Consider the following 18,563-nt stretch of genomic DNA (forward strand, 5'->3'; position numbering starts at 1 on the left):
GACGGCACACACAACGCGCCAATAAACCGGCCGGACTTGGGCCCCTCCCCCGGGAGGGGCCTTTGTGCCGCCCCCGCCCCCGTACGTATGTACGCATGACCGTATGTACGCGTACGCAGACCCAGGACACCCCCATGCCGTTACGCCGCCCGCGCCGTCCCCCGCTGTTCCTCGTCCCGGTGGTGTGGACCCTCGGGCTCGGCGCGTGGGGGCTGTCGCGGGAGCGCAGCATGTGGCGGGACGAGGCGGTGACCTGGGAGGTGGCGCGGCGGTCGACCGGGGACATCCTGCGGCTCCTTGAGCACGGCGATGTCGTGCACGGCGTGCATTACCTGTTCATGCACGGCCTGTTCATGGCCTTCGGGCCCGGCCTCGGCACCCTCCGGCTGCCGTCGGTGCTCGCCACGGCGGTCGCCGCGGGCTGTGTGACCGTCCTCGGGCAGCGGCTCGGCGGGACAGGGACAGGGGCAAGGACAGGGGCAGGGTCGGGGGCGCGGATCGGGCTGGTGGCGGGGCTGCTGCTCGGGCTGTTGCCCGCGGTGCAGTTCCAGCTCCAGGAGGGGCGGTCGTTCGCGCTGGTCGCGGCGGGGGCGGCGGTCGCCACCCTGCTGCTCGTGCGCGAGCTGGGCCGCCCCGAGCCGCGTCGGGGTCCGTGGCTCGCGTACGGGACGACCGTCCTGCTCTGCGGACTGCTCAACTGGCTGTCGCTGCTGCTGCTCGCCGCGCATCTGGTGACCCTGCTGTGGGTGCGGCCCGGGCGCGCGGTGTGGCGGGGGTGGGCGGCGGTCGCGGGGGTCGCCGTCGTCGGGGTCGCGCCGCTGGTCCGCTACAGCCAGGGGCAGTCCGGGCAGATCGACTGGATCCCGCCGCTGACGCCGGGGAAGCTGATCGGGCCCGCGGTGCTGCTCGTGATCGGCGCCCTCGGAGCACTCGCCTCGCGCGGGGCGGGCCCAGCGGGCGGAGCGGCTGAGGCGGCCGGGGCGGCTGGGGCGGCTGAGGCGGCTGAGGCGGCCGGGGCGGCCGGGGCGCGAAGCTCTCTCGGACCGGACTCCGGCCGGCGGGGGCTGTCGGTGGCGGCCGTCGGGCTGCCGCTGCTCGCCGTGCCACAGCTCGGGCTCATCGGGCTCTCGCTCGTGCGGCCGGTGTTCCAGGAGCGCTATGTGCTGTTCAGCCAGCTGGGTCTGGCGCTGCTCCTGGGCGCGCTGGCCGACGCGGCGGTACGGGCCGTCCGGCCGCGCCACCCCCGGGCGGCCCGCTGGCTGACCCCGGCCGTGCTCACGGCGGCCGGGCTCGCGCTGCTGCCGGGGGCGCTGGCCGCGCGGACCCCGGCCGCCCGGGTGGACGACGTCCTCTCAGCGGCCGACGAGGTGCGGCGGGTCGCGCGGGACGGGGACGGTGTGGTCTACGTCCCCGCCGCCCGCCGGGACACCGGCCTGGTCTCCCCCGACGCCTTCACCGGCCTCACCGACCTCGCGCTCGCCACGAGTCCGACCCGGTCCGCGACCCTCAAGGGCGTGGAGGCGAGCCCGGCCCGCATCCGGGCCGCGATGCTGGCCCGCCGCCGGATCGTGCTCGTCACGGACGCGGGACCGCGCGGCGGCGCGGCGGGCGAACGGGACCGGGTCAAGTACGCCGTACTGGAGCGGTACTTCACCCCCCTCTCGGACACCGAGACGCGCGGACGGCGGGTGACGCTCTACGAGCGCGTCGCGTAGTACGCGCGCAGCGCCGCCTCCGCGCCCGAACCCATGGCCGTCATGATCCGCTGGTAGCGGGCCGAGCGCAGATCACCCGCGATCAGGACGCGGGGGTGCTGCTCGGGCGGCGGGCAGTAGCCGTCGGGGCCGTGGGCGAGGTCGCCCGGCGGGGCGGTCGGGGCGTTGCCGATGCTGACGTACGCGGCGTCCGCCGCCACCGTGACCGTACGGCGGGTGCCGTCCGGGCCCGTCAGCTCGGCCGACCAGCCCTCGCCGCCGCCCGCGAGGACCACCCGCGCGAGAGCCACCCGCGCGACCGGCAGCAGCGTCACGCGCGGGTCGTCGGCGATCTCCACCACCTTGTACGCGTCGGCCGCCGGGTACGCCACGAGCAGCCGGGTCGCCGTCTCCGGGTGGGCGCGCAGGAAGGTGCCGATCGGGCGGTCGCCGCCGAGCACCAGCAGGGTGCGGCCCTCGGCCGCCGCCCCGTCCGCCCGCCACAGCGGCGGGAGTTCGAGGCGGCCGGGTGCGTCGATCCAGGGCACGTCGGACGGCTGTTGCGGGCCGACGCCGGTGGCCACGACCGCGTACGGGGCGGTCAGCCGGGTCCCGTCGTCCAGGGTGACGGTGACCCGCTCGTCGGTGGCTCCCTCGCCGGTGGCCCCGGCCCGCAGGCCGACCGCCCGGCGGCCGAGCAGCAGACGGCAGGACGGGGTGGCGGTGAGCTCGGCCTCGACGGCCTCGGCGAGCGCGATCCCGCTGGTGTGGCCGCCGAGCACGTTCTCCAGGGCGGGGATGCGCCGCAGGTTGCGGCACAGGGCGTCCGGCTCGACGAGGACCGTGCGCATCCCGAGCCCGGCCGCCATCCGCACGGCGGCGCACCCGGCGGGGCCGCCGCCGAGCACGAGCAGGTCGGTGGATTCCGGTTCCGGTTCGGATTCCGATGCCGATTCCGATGCCGGTTCGGATTCCGATGCCGGTTCGGATTCCGATTCCACAGGGGCGGTGTTCCTGTCGGGGTCCATGAGGGCATTGTGCGCGGGCACGAGGGCGCGAGGGGCCAGGAGAACGAGCGGAGTCCCGCGTTCCCCCGCCGTTCCCCCGGCCTTCCCCGGGCCCTCCCGAGACCTTCCCGCCGGACTGGCCGCCTCCGCGGTCGGGACGGGCGTGGCGCGGGTACACAGCCGTTGTGGACACCACCCGCGCCGCCTCCCGGGTCGAGCGGCTCCTCCAGGACGGCGTGCGGGCCCGGGTGTGCCCGGGCGCGGTCTGGGCGGTCGGCGACGCGGCCGGCGGGCTGGCGGGCGGGGGCGTGGGCAGTCGGACGCCGGGCGGTGAACCGGCCACGCCCGACACGCTGTTCGACCTGGCGAGCCTCACCAAGGTGATCGTGGTGTGGCCGGTGATCGGGGCGCTCGTGGCGCGCGGCAAGCTGACGCTCGACGCGCCGCTCGGCGGCTTCTGGCCGGAGGCCGCCGGGCATCCGCTGGGCGACGTCACCCCGCTCCAGCTGCTCACCCACACCGCGGGCCTGCCGCTGCGGGCCAACCTCCGTGCCTCGTACGGCACGGATCCGCAGGACGTACGGGACGGGGTGCTGCGCGAGCGGCTGCGGCGGCGTCCCGGCGAGGCCGTCGAGTACACCGACCGGGCCGCGCTCGTCCTCGGCTACCTCGCCGAGTTCCTGACCGGCAGGCCGCTGCGGGCACTGGCCGAGGAGTGGGTCTGGGGCCCGTTCGGGATGACCGAGACGCGGTACGGGCCGCTGACCGGCCCGCTGGCGGCGCGGGCGGCGCCGACCGAGTACGACGAGGAGACCGGCCGTCATCTGCGCGGCACCGTGCACGACTTCTCGACCCGGCTGCTGGGCGGGGCGTGCGGGATCTCGGGGACCTTCGCCACCGCCGACGACCTCGGGCGCTTTCTGCGCCGTCTGCTGCCCGCCCCGCCCGCACCGCCCGACCCGCTCGGGGCCGCTCAGGGCCCGGCACCGTTCGGCGCGGCCTGGGTGGCGGACTCGCTGCGCGTGCGGACCGGTGGACTCGATCCGCCCCGCGGCCTGTTCTGGCATCTCGCGCCGGGCACCACGGCCGCCGACGACATCTGGGTGCACTACGGCTTCACCGGCACCGGTATGTGGGTCAGCCCCGCGCACGGGTGTTGGGCGGTGCTGCTCACCAACAAGCTCTACTTCACGCGCGAGACGGGTCCGGTCACCCGGCTGCGCGACGCATTCCGCACGGCGGTGTTCCCGACCGGGGGCGGAGCACGGTGACCGGAAGGTGCCGGGCTCGTTGCACGCCGTAAACGATCAATGGAGGTACGCGGTGGGAGACGAGCGGACGGCGTTGCTGACGGGGGCGGCGACGGGGCTCACCGAGGCGGCCGGGACGGGCGGAACGGCCGTCACCAGCGGGACGACCGGGGCGACGGAGGTCCTCGGGGATCCCGAGGCGGTGCGGCGGGCCGCCGACGCGCTCGCCGAGGGGTGCGCGGTGGTGCACGGGTTCGCCAACTTCTACGCGCTGACCGCGCGCGCCGACCGGGAGACCGTGACGCGGGTCAACCGGCTCAAGGGCCGCCCGGACGGGTGGACCGGGAGCGTCGTCACCGTGCCGTCCGGCCTCTCCGCGCTCTTCGACTGGACCCGGCTGCCCGCCGAACTGCCGCGCCGCCAGATCTGGTCGCTGATGGCGGAGCTGTACGAGCTCGGCCCGTTCGGCTTCCGCGGCCCGGCCGCCCCGGCCGTACCGGAGCATCTGACGGCACCGGGAGCGGGCCAGGGAACACCCGCCGGATCCCCGTCCGGGTCCGGCGGGCGGTCGGTGCAGGTGGTCGCGCCCGGCCGGCACTGCCCGTCCAACGCGTTCCTGGCCGCCGCCCTGGACCGTACCGGCGCCGCGTACCTCTTCGTCACCTCGGCGAACCGCCCGGGCGAACTCCCGCACTGGCGCGGCGGGGCCGCGCTGCGCGACTTCCACGCGGAGCCCGGTGTCCGGGTCCTCGCGCACCCGGACGACGAGGCGGCGCGGCGGCGCCATCCGCACCACGCGCCCGTGTCGGTGAGCATCCTGTCCTTCGACCGGGCGGCCGGGCGGGGCCGGTCGGGGCTGCCCGCGCTGACTCTTGAGCGGCAGGGTTCGCTGTCCGCCGCGTACGTGCGCTCGGTCGCCGCCAACCACGGCTTCGCCGTCACGCTCGCCCCGGCGGCGGACGGCACCCCGCCGCCCGCGCCCCGGGTCTATCTGCCCCCCGTGCGGCGGTAGGCGCGCAGGAAGGCGGCGACGCCGCCGCGCAGCAGCCGGTCGTTCTCGGCCTCGGGCAGCGGCCGCACCCCGTAGTGGGAGCGCTGGACGATGGTCGCCGAGGTCAGGGCGACGAAGTGGACGGCGGCGAGCGCCGGGTCGCCGTGCAGGTCGAGCAGTCCGTCGCCCTTCTCCAGCTCGGCGAAGGCGGCGGTGAGCGCGGTGGCGACCGGGAGCGGTCCGGCCTCCTGCCAGGCGGTGAGGGTCTCCTCCGGCAGGTGCTCGACCTCGGCGTGGATGTGCCGGACGAGCGCGAAGTGGTCCGGGTAGTCGGCGACCAGGGCCGCGAACGCCCGGGCGAGCGCGACCAGATCGCGTTCCAGGGTGTCCGGGTGCGGTGGCCGTTCGGGGTCCAGGACGGCGCGCAGCCGCTCCAGTTGCGCCTCGCGCACCTCGTTCGCGGTCCAGGTGATGACCGTGCGGAAGACCAGGGCCTTGCCGCCGGGGAAGTGGTTGTAGAGCGTGCGGGTGGAGACACCGGCGGCCGCGGCGATGGCGTCGACCGGGGCGCGGGTGTAGCCCTCGCGGCCGAAGACCCCGCATGCGGCGCGGACGATCGCGAGCTGTTTCGCCAGCTTGCGGGGCGGGACCTCGCGGCGGGCCCGCTCCATCCAGGAGTCGTTGGTGAGGCTGCTCATGACCGCAGCCTACGTCCCCGCACCCCTCGAAGTACAACGCACGTTGCACTTTCTACAACGAGCGTTGTACTTTGTTGCCCGGGCCGGACGCACCGGGCGTCCCGGCCCCTTCCTGAGGGGGATCCGCCATGTCCGCGAGCAGCACCGCGACCACCGCCACGAGCACCGACACGACGGCCGAGGCCACGAGCGACACCGCCACGGCCGCCGGGGCGCCGCTGCGCGTCGCCGTCCTCGTCGGCAGCGTCCGCGAAGGGCGCCAGGCCACCGCCGTCACCGACTGGTTCACCGGACTCGCGGACCGGCACGGCGGCCTCGCGCTCGACGTGATCGACCTCGCCGACGTCGACCTGCCGCTGGTCATGCCCGGCTGGGGCGGCACCCCCGACCCGCGCGCCACCGCCGCGCTCGCCGAGGTCTCGCCGCGGCTCGCCGCCGCCGACGCCTTCATAGTCATCACGCCCGAGTACAACCACAGCTTCCCGGCCGTCCTGAAGAACCTCCTCGACTGGCACCGCGCCGAGTGGCACGCCAAGCCCGTCGGCTTCGTCTCGTACGGCGGTCTCGGCGGCGGCCTGCGCGCGGTGGAGCAGCTCCGGCTGGTCTTCGCCGAGCTGCACGCGACCACCGTGCGCGACTCGGTCAGCCTGCACGGCCCCTGGTCCGGGCTCGACGAGGCCGGCCGGCCGCGGGACCGGGCGGTCGCCGAGGGCGCGGCCAAGGGGATGCTGGGCCAGCTCCTGTGGTGGGGACGGGTGCTGCGCGACGCCCGGACCACCCTGCCGTACCAGGGCTGAGGGGAACTCCGTCATGACCACCGCCCCGCACCGCGCCACCCGGGAGACCGCGGCCACCGCCGCCCCCGGAAGCCCCGCCACCGCAAGCCCCACCACCGCAACCCCCGCCACCGGGCCCGGCGCGAAAAGCTCCGCCACACCCCTCGGCGCCGTCCTCACCGTCGTCGTGCTCGGCTCGATGATGTCCGTCCTCGACATGACCATCGTCAATGTCGCCCTGCGCAGCCTCTCCGACGCCTTCCAGGCGCCGCTGACCACCATCCAGTGGACCGCGACCGCCTACACCCTCGCGCTCGCCGCCGTGATCCCCACCGCCGCCTGGGCGATGAGCCGGATCGGCGCCAAGCGCACGTACCTCACCGCGCTCGTCCTGTTCACCCTCGGCTCGCTGCTCGCCGCGCTCGCCTGGGACGCGACCAGCCTCATCGCCTTCCGGGCCGTGCAGGGGCTCGGCGGCGGACTGCTCATGCCGGTCGGCATGACGATGACCATGCGGGCCGCCGACCCGGCCCGGATGGGGCGGGCCATGGCCGTCGGCGGACTGCCCGTCCTGATCGGCCCGGTGCTCGGGCCCACCCTCGGCGGCTGGCTCGTCGACGTCGCGTCCTGGCACTGGATCTTCCTGGTCAACCTGCCGCTCGGCGGACTCGCGCTGCTGCTCGCCTGGCGGCTGCTCCGCCCGGACGCCCCGCGCCCCGGCGGCCCGGCCCCGCGCCTCGACGTGCCGGGACTGCTGATGCTCTCCCCCGGCCTCGCCCTGCTCCTGTACGGCCTGGCGCGCGGCGGCGAGGGCGCGGGCGGCGGCCCCGGCGAGGGGTTCACGGCGCCCGGGGCGCTGCTGCCGACGGTGGCGGGCCTGCTGCTCGTCGCCGGGTTCGTCCGGCGGGCCCTGACAGCCCGTGAGCCGCTGCTCGACCTGCGGCTGCTGCGCGACCGCACGTTCGCCGCGGGCATCGGCACCCTCGCCCTGTTCACCTGCGGCTACTTCGGCTCGATGCTGCTCGGCCCGGTGTACTGGCAGGAGGCGCGCGGGTTCACCGCGAGCACCGCGGGACTGCTCTCCGCGCCGATCGGTCTGGTGGTCGGCACCACCATGCAGATCGCCGCCCGCCGGATCGACACCAGCTCGCCGCGCCGACTGATCCCGGCCGGGGTGCTGCTCGCCGCGCTCGGCATGGGCCTGGGCGCGCTGCAGACCGGCACGCCCGACGTGGCGCCGTGGCGGGTGGTGGGCGCGGCCCTGGTGATGGGCGTGGGCGTCGGCATGGTGATGATGCCGACGATGACGACCGCGAGCCGGAACCTGGCCAAGGAGCGGCTGCCCTCGGCGAGCACCGCGCTGAGCATCACCTCGCAGGTCGGCGCCTCGGTCGGCACGGCCCTGTGCTCGGTGCTGCTCGCCGCCGCGGGCACCGGCCCCGAGGGCTTCCGGCTCGGGTACGGGGTCGCCGCCCTGCTGCTCGCCCTGGCGGTCGTGCCCGCGCTGTTCCTGCCGGGCCGCCCGGCCCGTACCGCCGCCTGACCGGCAACCGGCGACCGGCGACCGGAGGCCCGACCCGCCCCCGATCATGCCGACCGCCCCCGACGGCCCCGGCCCTACGCGCTCGACGGCGCGGGGTCCGGGGCCGTGTCCGTGGGCGAAGTGTCCGTGTCCGTGTCCGTGGGCGAAGTGGCCGTGTCCGGGGCCGGGGGCGAAGTGGCCGTGTCCGGGGCCGGGGGCTCGGGTGAAGGGGCCGGGGTGCGGGGCAGGGTGATCGCCATCGAGAGGCCGCCGCCGGGGGTGTCCTCGGCGGTGATGGTGCCGCCCATCGCCTCCACGAAGCCGCGGGCGACCGCGAGGCCGAGGCCCACGCCCGCGCCGCGCGGGGCGTCGCCGTACCGCTGGAAGGGCGCGAAGATGCGGTCCTTCGCCTCGTCGGGGACGCCCGGGCCCCGGTCGACGACCCGGATCTGCACCTCGCCCGCGAGGGCGCCCGCCGAGACGAGCACCGGGACGGCGGCGGGGCTGTACTTGACCGCGTTCTCGACGATGTTGGCGACGGCCCGCTCCAGGAGGCCCCGGTCGACGGCGACCATCGGCAGGGTCTCCGGGATGTCCAGGACCACGCTGCCCTCGGGCACCCCGCCGAGCGCCCTCGGCACCACCTCGTCCAGGTCGGTCTCACGGATCACCGGGGTGACCGTGCCGGTGTCGAGCCGGGACATGTCGAGCAGGTTGCCCACCAGGTGGTCGAGCCGGTCGGCGCCCTCCTCGATGCCCTCCAGGAGGAGTTCCCGGTCCTCGTCGGACCATTCGACGTCGTCGGAGCGGAGCGAGCTGACGGATGCCTTGATGCTGGCCAGCGGGGTGCGCAGGTCGTGGCTGACGGCGGCCAGCAGGGCGGTGCGGATCTTGTTGCCCTCGGCGAGCTTGCGGGCCTCCCCGGCCGCGCCGACCAGGCGTTGCCGCTCCAGGACCACGGCCGCCTGGGCGGCGAAGGCACCGAGCACCCGGCGGTCCTCGGCGGGCAGCACCCGGCCGGTGAGGGCGAGCGCGAGCCGGTCGCCGACCGGCAGGCCGACGTCGGCGTCCTCGGGCCTGGCCACCGGGGCGGCGGCGCCCACGCTCGCCGTACAGCTCCACGGACCGCCGTCGGCGGCCCGCTCCAGGAGGGCGACGGAGTCCATCGCGAAGGTCTCCCTGACCCGTTCGAGCAGGGCGTCGAGCCCGGTCTCGCCGCGCAGCACGCTGCCCGCGAGGAAGGACAGGGTCTCCGCCTCCGCGCGCAGCCGGGCGGCCTGGTGGGTGCGGCGGGCGGCCAGGCTGACCACGGAGGCGACGGACGCGCCGACGCCGGCGAATATGGCGAGGGCGACCACGTTCTCCGGGTCGGCGATGGTGAGCCGCCCGATCGGCGGGGTGAAGAACCAGTTGAGGACGAGCGAGCCGACGGCCGCCGAGGCGAGCGCCGGGAGGAGTCCGCCGACCAGTGCCGCCGCCACCGTCAGGGCGAGGAACAGCAGCATGTCGTTGGCGAGGCCCATGCCGGGGGCGACCGTGCCGAGCAGCAGCGCGAGCGGCAGCGGGCCGACGACGCCGATCAGCCAGCCCCAGGCGATCCGGACCCGGCTGAGCCGACCGCCCCGGACGCCGGGCAGGCCGCGGCCCTTGGCCATGGCGTCGTGGGTGACGATGTGGACGTCGAGGTCGGGGCCCGACTCGCGGGCCACGGTGGCGCTGACGCCGGGGGTGAGCAGCGACTGCCAGGTCCTGCGGCGGCTGACGCCGAGCACGATCTGGGTGGCGTTGACGCCCCGCGCGAACGACAGCAGCGCGGTGGGCACGTCGTCGCCGACGACATGGTGGAAGGTGCCGCCGAGGTCCTCCACCAGGGTGCGCTGGACGGCGAGTTCCTTGGGCGAGGCCGAGGTGAGGCCGTCGCTGCGGGAGACGTACACGGCGAGCACCTCGCCGCCCGCGCCCTTCTCGGCGAGCCGGGCGGCCCGCCGGATCAGGGTGTGGCCCTCGGGGCCGCCGGTGATGCCGACGACGATCCGCTCGCGCGAGGCCCAGATGGCCGAGACCCGGTGCTCGCTGCGGTAGGCGTTGAGGTGGTCGTCGACGCGGTCGGCGGTCCACAGCAGCGCCAGCTCGCGCAGCGCGGTGAGGTTGCCGGGGCGGAAGTAGTTGGCGAGGGCGGCGTCGACCTTGTCGGGCTGGTAGATGTTGCCGTGCGCCATGCGGCGGCGCAGGGCCTGCGGCGACATGTCGACGAGCTCGATCTGGTCGGCGCGGCGCACCACTTCGTCGGGCACGGTCTCGCGCTGCCGGACGCCGGTGATGGACTCGACGACGTCGCCGAGCGACTCCAGGTGCTGGATGTTGACGGTCGAGACGACATCGATCCCGGCGGCGAGCAGCTCCTCCACGTCCTGCCAGCGCTTCGCGTGCCGCGAGCCCGGCACGTTGGTGTGCGGGAGCTCGTCCACGAGGGCGACGGCGGGGCGGCGGGCCAGAACGGCGTCGACGTCCATCTCGGTGAAGACGGTGTCCCGGTACGCGATCTCGCGGCGCGGTACGACCTCCAGGCCGTGCAGCATCACCTCGGTACGGGGGCGGTGGTGGTGCTCGACGAACGCGACGACGACGTCCGTGCCCCGCTCGACCCTGCGGTGGCCCTCGGAGAGCATCGCGTACGTCTTGCCGACGCCGGGCGCGGCACCGAGATAGATCCGGAGCGTCCCGCGCCTAGCCACGGGCGGCCTCGGGCCGATCAGGCCGATCAGGCCGATCAGGCCGATCAGGCCGATCAGGCTGCTCCGACCGCTCCGACCGCTCCGACTGCTCCGGCTGCTCGGGCTGCTCGGGCTGCTCGGGCTGCTCGAAGCGGTAGCCCATGCCGGGTTCGGTGACGAGGTAGCGCGGGTGCGAGGGGTCCGGCTCCAGTTTGCGGCGCAGCTGGGCCATGTACACGCGCAGGTAGTTGCTGTTGCCGCGGTAGCCCGGGCCCCACACCTCCGCCAGGAGGTGGCGCCCGGCGACGAGGTGTCCGGGGTGGCGGACCAGGATGTCGAGGAGGTGCCATTCGGTCGGGGTGAGGCGCACGTCGCGGCCGTCGCGGCGGACCCGCTTCGCGACCAGGTCGACGGTGAAGTCCGGCGTCTCGACGACGGTGATCTCGGTGCCCGTACCCGTGCCGGTGCCGGTGCCGGTCTCGCGGCGGCGGGCGGCGGCCCTGAGCCGGGCGAGGAGTTCGTCCATGCTGAAGGGCTTGGTCATGTAGTCGTCCGCGCCCGCGTCGAGGGCCCGGACCTTCTCCTCGGAGGCGGCGCGGGCGGAGAGCACCAGGACGGGGACCCGGCTCCAGCCGCGCAGTCCGGTGATGACGTCGGTGCCGTCCATGTCGGGCAGCCCGAGGTCGAGCAGCACGACGTCGGGGCGGCGGTCGGCGGCCAGCCGCAGGGCGGTCGCCCCGTCGGGCGCGGCGTCGACCTCGTACGACCGTGCCTGGAGGTTGATGACCAGCGCCCGCGCCAGTCGGGGGTCGTCCTCCACGACCAGTACCCGGGTCATCGGCTTTCCGCCTTCCTTCCTTCGTCGCCCGTCGCGGGCATGGCGTCGGGTGCGTGCCGGGAGCCGGCGGCCGGGGCGTTCCCGGTCCGCCGGCTCCCGTGCCCCCTGGACTCGTCCAGCGGGTGCCGTAAGGCCATCAGCCCTTCGCCGCCACGAGGTTCTTCAGGGCGAGGTTGAGCTGGAGGACGTTGACCCGGGGCTCGCCGACGAAGCCGAGGATCCGGCCGTCGGTGTGGTCGGCGACCAGCTGCTCCACCTGGGCGACGGTCAGCCCGTTGCGCTCGGCGATCCGGTGGACCTGGAGCTTCGCGTACGCCGGGGAGATGTGCGGGTCGAGGCCGGAGCCGGAGGAGGTGACGGCGTCGGCGGGGACGTCCGACGGCCGCACGGTGTACCCGGCGGTGGAGTTGTCCTTGACGACGGCGGCCTTGGCGTCGGTGACCCACTTGATCAGGTCGGCGTTGTCGCCGGAGCGGTTGGTGGCGCCGGACAGGATGATCTTGTACTGGGTGTTGACCGAGTTGGCGCCGAGGCCGTTGGAGGGGCGCGGCTGGAACCACTTGAGGTCCGGGCTCGGCGTCTCCTGGCCGTCCTTCAGGGGCAGGTCGTAGCGCTGGCCGATGAGCTCGGAGCCGACGACCTGGCCGCTCGCGTCCTTGACCTCGGAGCCGTTGGCCCTGCCGGGGAAGGCGAGTTGGGCGAGGCCGGTGACGGCGAGCGGGTAGAGCACGCCGAGCACCACGGTGAGGACGAGCAGGGCGCGCAGGCCGGCGCCGAGCAGTCGTCCGGCGTTTCCCACAGAGTTGTTCATGGTCGTCAGCAGCTTTCCGGGTCAGCTCAGGCCGGGGATGAGGGAGAGGAGCAGGTCGATGATCTTGATGCCGACGAACGGGGCGATCAGGCCGCCGAGGCCGTACACCGCGAGGTTGCGGCGGAGCATCTTGTCGGCGCTGCTCGGGCGGTAGCGCACGCCCTTGAGGGCGAGCGGCACGAGCGCGACGATGATCAGCGCGTTGAAGACGACGGCGGACAGGATCGCGGACTCGGGCGAGGCCAGCCGCATGATGTTGAGGGTGTCCAGGCCCGGGTAGGCGACGGCGAACATCGCGGGGATGATCGCGAAGTACTTCGCCACGTCGTTGGCGATCGAGAAGGTGGTCAGGGCCCCTCGGGTGATGAGGAGTTGCTTGCCGATCTCGACGATCTCGATGAGCTTGGTCGGGTTGGAGTCGAGGTCGACCATGTTGCCGGCCTCCTTGGCGGCCGACGTGCCCGTGTTCATCGCCACGCCGACGTCGGCCTGGGCGAGCGCCGGGGCGTCGTTGGTCCCGTCGCCGGTCATCGCGACCAGCTTGCCGCCCGCCTGCTCGCGCTTGATGAGGGCCATCTTGTCCTCGGGGGTGGCCTCGGCGAGGAAGTCGTCGACGCCCGCCTCCTCGGCGATGGCCTTGGCGGTCAGCGGGTTGTCGCCCGTGATCATGACCGTCCTGATGCCCATGCGGCGCAGTTCCTCGAACCGCTCGCGCATGCCCTCCTTGACGACGTCCTTGAGGTGGATGACGCCGAGGACCCGGGCCCCCTTGCCGTCCTTGACGGCGACGAGCAGCGGGGTGCCGCCCGCCTGGGAGATCGTGTCGGTCAGCTCCCGGGCGTCGGGGGCGACCGTGCCGCCCTGCTCCTCGACCCAGGTGATGACGGAACCGGTGGCGCCCTTGCGGGTCTGCTTGCCGTCCACGTCCACGCCCGACATCCGGGTCTGGGCGGTGAACTCGATCCAGTGGGCGTGGGCGAGTTCGCCCTGGTGGCGCTCGCGCAGCCCGTACTTCTCCTTGGCGAGGACGACGACCGAGCGGCCCTCGGGGGTCTCGTCGGCCAGCGAGGACAGCTGGGCGGCGTCGGCGAGTTCGGCCGCCGTGGTGCCCTTGACCGGCACGAACTCGGCGGCCTGGCGGTTGCCGAGGGTGATGGTGCCGGTCTTGTCGAGCAGCAGGGTGGAGACGTCACCGGCGGCCTCGACGGCGCGGCCGGACATCGCGAGGACGTTGCGCTGCACCAGCCGGTCCATGCCCGCGATGCCGATGGCGGAGAGCAGGGCGCCGATGGTGGTCGGGATCAGGCAGACGAGCAGCGCGGTCAGCACGATCATCGAGGTCTGCTTGTCGGCGCCCGCGTAGATCGCGAAGGGCTTCAGGGTGACGACGGCCAGCAGGAAGACGATGGTGAGGGACGCCAGCAGGATGTTGAGGGCGATCTCGTTGGGGGTCTTCTGCCGGGCGGCGCCCTCGACCAGGTTGATCATCCGGTCGATGAAGGTCTCGCCGGGCTTCGTCGTGATCTTGATGACGATCCGGTCGGACAGCACCTTCGTACCGCCGGTGACGGCCGAACGGTCGCCGCCGGACTCGCGGATGACCGGCGCGGACTCGCCGGTGATGGCGGACTCGTCGACGGAGGCCACGCCCTCGACGACGTCGCCGTCGCCGGGGATGACGTCCCCGGCCTCGCAGACCACCAGGTCGCCGATCCGCAGCTCGGTGCCGGGCACCTGCTCCTCGCCCTCGCCGTCCTTCGTGAGGCGGCGGGCGACGGTGTCGGTCTTGGCCTTGCGCAGGGTGTCGGCCTGCGCCTTGCCGCGGCCCTCGGCGACGGCCTCCGCCAGGTTGGCGAAGATCGTGGTGAGCCACAGCCAGACGGTGATCGCCCAGCCGAACCAGTCGCCCGGGTTCTTGATCGCGAGCCCGGTGGTGACCACCGAACCCACCAGCACCACGAACATCACCGGCGACTTGACCATCACGCGCGGATCGAGCTTGCGCAGGGCGTCCGGCAGCGACTTGACCAGCTGCTTCGGGTCGAACAGTCCGCCGCCGACGCGGGTGGCCGCCTCGGGCTCGTGCCCCGTGGGTGCGTCCGGGTGGGGCGCCCGGGTGGGAGTGAGGGTGCTCATGCTGCGAGTCCTTCGGCGAGCGGGCCAAGGGCCAGGGCCGGGAAGTAGGTGAGACCGGTGATGATCAGGATGGTGCCGACGAGGAGGCCGGTGAACAGCGGCTTCTCGGTGCGCAGGGTGCCCGCGGTCTCGGGGACGGGCTTCTGCTCGGCGAGCGAGCCGGCCAGCGCGAGCACGAACACCATGGGCAGGAACCGGCCGAGCAGCATCGCGATGCCGATCGTCGAGTTGAACCACTGGGTGTCGGCGTTCAGCCCGGCGAAGGCGGAGCCGTTGTTGTTGGCGCCCGAGGTGTAGGCGTACAGGATCTCGGAGAAGCCGTGCGCGCCGGAGTTGGTCATCGAGTGCGCCGGGGTGTCCAGCATGAACGAGGCCGCGGTGAAGCAGAGCACGAGCGCCGGGGTGACCAGGATGTAGCAGGCGGCGAACTTGATCTCCCGCGTGCCGATCTTCTTGCCCAGGTACTCCGGGGTGCGGCCGACCATCAGACCGGCGATGAACACGGCGATGACCGCCATGATCAGCATGCCGTAGAGGCCGGAGCCGACGCCGCCGGGCGCGATCTCGCCGAGCTGCATCCCGAGCAGGTCGATGCCGCCGCCGAAGGCCGTGTTGGAGGAGTGGAAGGAGTTCACCGCGCCGGTCGAGGTCAGCGTGGTGGCGACCGAGAAGATCGCGGACGCGCCGATGCCGAAGCGGGTCTCCTTGCCCTCCATCGCGCCGCCCGCGAGCTCGAACGCCGGGCCCTTGCCCGCGAACTCGGTCCACATCATCAGGGCGGTGAAGGCCAGCCAGATGGTGACCATCGTGGCGAGGATCGCGTACCCCTGCTTGAGCGAGCCGACCATGCGGCCGAAGGTGCGGGTGAGCGCGAAGGGGATGACCAGGATCAGATAGATCTCGAAGAGGTTGGAGAGCCCGTTGGGGTTCTCGAAGGGGTGGGCCGAGTTGGCGTTGAAGTAACCGCCGCCGTTGGTGCCCAGCTCCTTGATGACCTCCTGGGAGGCGACGGCGCCGCCGTTCCACTGCTGGGTGCCGCCCATGAACTGGCCGACCTCGTGGATCCCGGCGAAGTTCTGGATGGCGCCGCAGGCGACCAGGACGAGCGCGCCGACCACCGAGATCGGCAGCAGGATCCGCAGGCAGCCGCGGACCAGGTCGGCCCAGAAGTTGCCGAGTTCGCCGGTACGGGACCGGGCGAAGCCGCGGACGAGCGCGACGGCGACGGCGATGCCGACGGCCGCCGAGACGAAGTTCTGCACCGCGAGGCCGCCGGTCTGCACGACGTGGCCCATGGCCTGCTCGCCGTAGTACGACTGCCAGTTGGTGTTGGCGACGAAGGACGCGGCGGTGTTGAACGCCTGGTCCGGGTCGATCGAGACGAAGCCGAGCGAGCCGGGCAGCGAACCCTGGACGCGCTGGAGCAGATAGAGGAAGAGGACGCCGGCCACGGAGAAGGCGAGCACCCCGCGCAGATAGGCGGGCCACCGCATCTCGGTGTCGGGGTTGGCGCCGATCGCCTTGTAGATCCACTTCTCGGGCTTGTAGTGCTTCTCCGAGGAGTAGACCTTCGCCATGTGGTCACCGAGCGGCCGGTACGACAGGCCGAGGGCGACGACGAGGGCGAGGAGCTGAAGGGCGCCGGCGAGGACGGGACTCATGTCGGGGCTCAGAACCTCTCCGGCTTGAGGAGGGCGAGGACGAGGTACCCGAGGAGGGCGACGGCCACGACGAGGCCGACGATGTTCTCTGCGTTCACAGCTTCGCCACCCCCTTGGCGATGAAGGCCACCAGCGCGAAGATCGCGATCGTGGTGACGACGAAGGCCACGTCGGCCATCGTGAGCTCCTGACAACGAGCGGATTCTCTGACGTGATCGAGCAAACCGCTTTCCGGCCAGGTCACCGCCGCCGTTGACGCTCCCCTAACGCCGGAGGGATCCGTCTTGACGCTTCCTCTACGCCGGATCCGGCCAGTGAGGGACCGGGACCCCGCGAGGGGGGCGGGAGCGGGCGGCCGACCGGGGCCGCACCCCGTCGTCAGAGCGGTGTCAGAGCGGTGCGCGAGCGGTGTGAGAGCGGTGTCAGGACGACATCAGGGCGGCATCAGGGCGGCATCAGGGAAAGCCCGAGGATCTTGCCGGGGGCCCAGGACCGGGGTTCGATCAGCGATGTGAACAGCGCGTGGCTCCTGCTCGACCGGCCGCCTCATCAGGCGTCGCCGTGTCGCACGCCCCGCTGCCCGGGCGCGTCCGCCCCGCGCTGACGTCCGCCCGCACTCCGCCGTACGGGGCGCCGTGACCATCGAGGTCCGGCGCCCCTTCGGCTTCTCCGCACCACCTTCCGGCCTCGGCCCTCGGCCCGGCCTTCCCACCGCCCCACCGCTCCCTGGAGGAGCCATGTCCGTACTCCCGTCCGCCCTGCCGTCGTCCGCTTCCGCGTCCACGTCGGCGTCCGCGCCGCTGCCGCCCGCGTCGGACCTGGGCGGCCGTACCGTCCTCGTCACCGGTGCCACGTCCGGCATCGGCCACCAGACCGCGCGGCTGCTCGCCGAGCGCGGGGCGACCGTCCTCGTGCACGGCCGCACCACCGAGGAGGCGCACGCGGCCGTCGACCGGCTCGTCACGCTCGCCGGGGTGCCCGCCGAGCGGCTGTGCGGGTACGGGGCCGACTTCACCCGCCTGGAAGAGGTCGAACGGCTCGCCGTCCGGGTCATCGCCGACCACCCCCGCCTGGACGTGCTCGTGAACAACGCGGGCATGGCCGCGCCCGAGCGGCACACGGTCACCGCCGACGGCAACGAGATCGCCTTCCAGGTCAACTTCCTCGCCCACTACCTGCTCACCCACCTCCTGGAGCCCGCCCTTTCCGGCGACCGGGGCGGCCGGGTCGTCAACGTGTCCTCCTCGCTGCACCGGTCCGGTTCCATCCAGTGGGCCGACCCCCAGCGCGCCCGCCGCTACTCGCGGCTCGCCGCCTACGCCCAGTCGCAGCTGGCCCTGACCGTGTTCGCCGCCGACCCGCGCGTCACCGCCGTCTCCGTGCACCCCGGCATCTGCGCGACCAGCCTGCTGCCGCTGTACGCGCACGAGGGCACCGCCCCGGCCGAGGGCGCCGCCCACGTCGTACGGCTCTGCGACCCGGCCGTCGAGATCGTCAACGGCGCCTACTACGACCGCGACCGGCGGGTCGCCCCGGCCGCGGCGGCGACCGAGGAGCGCACGGTCAGGCGCCTCGCCCGGCTCGCCGACGTCCTGGTCGGCACCACCACCTGAGCCACCCGTCCCGAGAGCCCAGCACGGCCCAGACCCCCGTCGCCCCGGAGACCCTGATGATCCAGCACCCCGCCGACCAACCGCCCGCCCCCGCCCGGGTGTTCCCCGCCGCCGCCGGCACCGCCGCCCTCGCCGAGCACGTGCTCGGCACCGGGCACGGCCACTGGTGGAGCGACCGGGCCGAACGCCCCCGCGTCGTCGCCGTCTCCTGCGCGGGACACACCCTGCTCGCGGGCGACCCGACGGCGATCGTCCCCGGCGCGCTCGCCCCGTTCGCCGGGCAGTGCGTGGAGGCCGCCGACCGTTTCCTGCCCGCGCTCGGCGCCGCGTTCCCACGGCTGACCCCGTGGGAACGGATGCTGTACGTGCAGCGGGTCGAGGCCACCGCGCCCGCCCCGCCGTGGGGCGTGACCGTACGGCCCGTCGAGGCCGCCGACGCGCCCGCGCTCGGCGCCCTCGACCCCGGCATGGCCTGGATCCACGCCAGCTGGGGCGGCCCGGCCGGGCTCGCCGGGTCCGGGCACGCCTGGGGCGCCTTCCACAAGGGGCGGGTCCTCGCCCTCGCCTGCGGCCGGTTCACCGGCAGCGCGTACGAGGACGTGGCCTGCGTGACCCATCCCGCGGAGCGCCGCCGCCGTCTCGCGCTCGCCTGCGTCGTCGGCCTCACCGCCGACATCCGGGCCCGTGGCAGGACCGCCAGCTGGTGCTGCTCCCGCGACAACCGGCCCAGCAGGCTGCTCGCCTGGACGGCCGGATTCCGGCTCGCCCGTGAGTACACGCACTACGTGACGGGGCCCGTCAGCCGGGCGTCAAGGTTGCCGTACGCGGCGTAAACGGTGCATATGGAGGGCA

Annotated in this window: 15 protein-coding genes and 1 pseudogene; 7 read left to right on the forward strand and 9 right to left on the reverse strand. The window is 74.0% G+C overall.

Translation table 11 applies throughout. The annotated features are described in order from the left end of the window. Positions 1 to 95: 95 nt before the first annotated feature. Positions 96 to 1,715 carry a hypothetical protein gene (locus tag ACIPXM_RS29790; RefSeq protein ID WP_401661770.1) on the forward strand — a complete coding sequence of 540 codons (1,620 nt, stop codon included), beginning with the start codon at positions 96 to 98 and terminating at the stop codon, positions 1,713 to 1,715. On the opposite strand, the gene ACIPXM_RS29795 is transcribed toward ACIPXM_RS29790, so the two are convergent. Beyond that, positions 1,697 to 2,563: a pyridine nucleotide-disulfide oxidoreductase gene (locus ACIPXM_RS29795; RefSeq protein WP_401661903.1), complete on the reverse strand. Its 867-nt coding sequence runs from the start codon at positions 2,561 to 2,563 to the stop codon at positions 1,697 to 1,699. The genes ACIPXM_RS29790 and ACIPXM_RS29795 overlap by 19 nt on opposite strands. A 323-nt stretch (positions 2,564 to 2,886) precedes the next feature. Between ACIPXM_RS29795 and ACIPXM_RS29800 the strand changes: the two genes are divergently transcribed. Further along, the gene (locus ACIPXM_RS29800) at positions 2,887 to 3,972 is read left to right on the forward strand and encodes a serine hydrolase domain-containing protein (RefSeq protein WP_401661773.1); all 1,086 of its coding nucleotides are present in this window, start codon (positions 2,887 to 2,889) and stop codon (positions 3,970 to 3,972) included. 52 nt (positions 3,973 to 4,024) lie between these two features. Beyond that, positions 4,025 to 4,963, forward strand: a complete 939-nt coding sequence (locus tag ACIPXM_RS29805) for an L-threonylcarbamoyladenylate synthase (RefSeq protein WP_401661776.1) — start codon at positions 4,025 to 4,027, stop codon at positions 4,961 to 4,963. On the opposite strand, the gene ACIPXM_RS29810 is transcribed toward ACIPXM_RS29805, so the two are convergent. Beyond that, positions 4,939 to 5,640: a TetR/AcrR family transcriptional regulator gene (locus ACIPXM_RS29810; protein ID WP_401661778.1), complete on the reverse strand. Its 702-nt coding sequence runs from the start codon at positions 5,638 to 5,640 to the stop codon at positions 4,939 to 4,941. The two genes, ACIPXM_RS29805 and ACIPXM_RS29810, sit on opposite strands and share 25 nt — an antisense overlap. 128 nt (positions 5,641 to 5,768) lie before the next feature. Between ACIPXM_RS29810 and ACIPXM_RS29815 the strand changes: the two genes are divergently transcribed. Next, positions 5,769 to 6,437, forward strand: a complete 669-nt coding sequence (locus ACIPXM_RS29815) for an NADPH-dependent FMN reductase (RefSeq protein WP_401661781.1) — start codon at positions 5,769 to 5,771, stop codon at positions 6,435 to 6,437. Between the two features lie 13 nt (positions 6,438 to 6,450). Then, positions 6,451 to 7,959 carry a DHA2 family efflux MFS transporter permease subunit gene (locus ACIPXM_RS29820; RefSeq protein WP_401661784.1) on the forward strand — a complete coding sequence of 503 codons (1,509 nt, stop codon included), beginning with the start codon at positions 6,451 to 6,453 and terminating at the stop codon, positions 7,957 to 7,959. 74 nt (positions 7,960 to 8,033) lie between these two features. Here the strand turns inward: ACIPXM_RS29820 and ACIPXM_RS29825 are convergent, their stop codons facing one another. The 7 genes and pseudogenes from ACIPXM_RS29825 to ACIPXM_RS29855 form a co-directional block, all read right to left on the reverse strand. Continuing rightward, positions 8,034 to 10,673, reverse strand: coding sequence for an ATP-binding protein (locus ACIPXM_RS29825; RefSeq protein WP_401661787.1), 2,640 nt, complete (start codon positions 10,671 to 10,673; stop codon positions 8,034 to 8,036). 121 nt (positions 10,674 to 10,794) lie between these two features. Next, positions 10,795 to 11,490, reverse strand: a pseudogene (locus ACIPXM_RS29830) (response regulator); the annotation flags it as partial. A 136-nt stretch (positions 11,491 to 11,626) separates the two neighbouring features. Beyond that, positions 11,627 to 12,301 (reverse strand): potassium-transporting ATPase subunit C, encoded by a 675-nt coding sequence (locus ACIPXM_RS29835; protein ID WP_401661790.1) that lies wholly within the window; start codon positions 12,299 to 12,301, stop codon positions 11,627 to 11,629. A 21-nt stretch (positions 12,302 to 12,322) separates the two neighbouring features. Beyond that, positions 12,323 to 14,437, reverse strand: a complete 2,115-nt coding sequence (kdpB, locus tag ACIPXM_RS29840) for a potassium-transporting ATPase subunit KdpB (protein WP_401661793.1) — start codon at positions 14,435 to 14,437, stop codon at positions 12,323 to 12,325. Next, positions 14,434 to 16,098 (reverse strand): potassium-transporting ATPase subunit KdpA, encoded by a 1,665-nt coding sequence (gene kdpA, locus ACIPXM_RS29845; protein ID WP_401661796.1) that lies wholly within the window; start codon positions 16,096 to 16,098, stop codon positions 14,434 to 14,436. Before kdpA ends, kdpB begins: the two co-directional genes overlap by 4 nt. A gap of 8 nt (positions 16,099 to 16,106) precedes the next feature. After that, complete coding sequence (kdpF, locus tag ACIPXM_RS29850; RefSeq protein WP_401661798.1) at positions 16,107 to 16,196, reverse strand: K(+)-transporting ATPase subunit F; 90 nt, start codon at positions 16,194 to 16,196, stop codon at positions 16,107 to 16,109. Beyond that, the gene (locus tag ACIPXM_RS29855) at positions 16,193 to 16,321 is read right to left on the reverse strand and encodes a hypothetical protein (protein WP_401661801.1); all 129 of its coding nucleotides are present in this window, start codon (positions 16,319 to 16,321) and stop codon (positions 16,193 to 16,195) included. The genes kdpF and ACIPXM_RS29855 overlap by 4 nt, the downstream gene beginning before the upstream one ends. A 514-nt stretch (positions 16,322 to 16,835) precedes the next feature. On the opposite strand from ACIPXM_RS29855, the gene ACIPXM_RS29860 reads away from it, so the two are divergent. Both ACIPXM_RS29860 and ACIPXM_RS29865 read left to right on the forward strand, forming a co-directional pair. After that, the gene (locus ACIPXM_RS29860; protein ID WP_401661803.1) at positions 16,836 to 17,711 is read left to right on the forward strand and encodes an SDR family NAD(P)-dependent oxidoreductase; all 876 of its coding nucleotides are present in this window, start codon (positions 16,836 to 16,838) and stop codon (positions 17,709 to 17,711) included. Positions 17,712 to 17,767: 56 nt separating this feature from the next. After that, complete coding sequence (locus ACIPXM_RS29865) at positions 17,768 to 18,544, forward strand: GNAT family N-acetyltransferase (RefSeq protein ID WP_401661806.1); 777 nt, start codon at positions 17,768 to 17,770, stop codon at positions 18,542 to 18,544. Positions 18,545 to 18,563: the final 19 nt, after the last annotated feature.

The organism is Streptomyces sp. NPDC090025, from assembly GCF_044748125.1.
GTDB lineage: Bacteria > Actinomycetota > Actinomycetes > Streptomycetales > Streptomycetaceae > Streptomyces.